This is a genomic window from Desulfamplus magnetovallimortis (genome assembly GCF_900170035.1).
Lineage (GTDB): Bacteria > Desulfobacterota > Desulfobacteria > Desulfobacterales > Desulfobacteraceae > Desulfamplus > Desulfamplus magnetovallimortis.
Window position 1 is genome coordinate 18324 of sequence record NZ_LT828550.1, and the last position, 875, is coordinate 19198.

The following is an 875-nucleotide window of genomic DNA, read 5'->3' on the forward strand; positions in this document are numbered from 1 at the left end:
TGGCGGAACAAAGCGCATAGTCTTTGTGGATCATGCCCTGGCCCTGCCCCCTCACCAAGCACGGCTGAACCCAGGTGAATTGGCCTGGTTTGAATTGCCGAACATGACCGCGACGCAGGTGAACGCGTGGTGATGCGTGCGTTCCTCCGCGCGGTTCGTATTCCTTGCGCTCAGTTTTGATGTGAAGCGTCCATGTTGAAAAAAGGTTTTTTCTTTTGTTGCAAGTTCTCATTTTTTGGAGTTTTGATGGTTTGTTTTCAATTTGAACAACATTATTGCAACTCATTACAATGCACGCCGAAGATATAACATGGGCGCAATGGGCTAGCCTGCCACCTAAATCATCATATGCTTTTTCTGGAATATCAATATGATAATGATTTTGAACCATGCTGTTTTTTCCGTCAACATCGCCTATTCGGCTTTCTCCCATAAATGTCCACCTGTTATATTTGTTTTTGTCAAAAGCAAAAAGTATCAACCTTTCGTTGCTTTCAACAGCTAAGCAACCTAATTTAAGTTGTTTTTTGGTTTCAACGTCACGTGATATAAACTCAAACCAACATATTTGATATGGAAGTCTTGTTTTACAGGCTGGAATTTCAATCAGTTTATCAGTTTCGCCTAAATCAAACACCACTGCATTTTTTGCGATTGCAGATATTGTGCTCATTCTTTTTGCGACAGACTCCTTATTCAAGTCTGGGTAATAGTAGAAGTCCGATCGCTCCGCATCAGATATAAGGCTATGTAATGTATTCATCATCATCTCCGCAATAAGATCACCGCCTAACAAGCTGCTCCAGCCGACCCCGCGCGTCGGCCTTGGTTGGTTTCCTTCAGCTCCGTGCCAGCGCGGGGCGGCTGAGCTTGGT

Annotated in this window: 1 protein-coding gene; it reads right to left on the reverse strand. The window is 44.2% G+C overall.

The window, feature by feature from the left end; genetic code table 11:
* Positions 1-673 (reverse strand): AcrVA2 family anti-CRISPR protein (locus MTBBW1_RS28480; protein ID WP_222424094.1); only part of this gene is annotated, 673 nt, incomplete at its 3' end.
* Between the last annotated feature and the right edge of the window lie 202 nt (positions 674-875).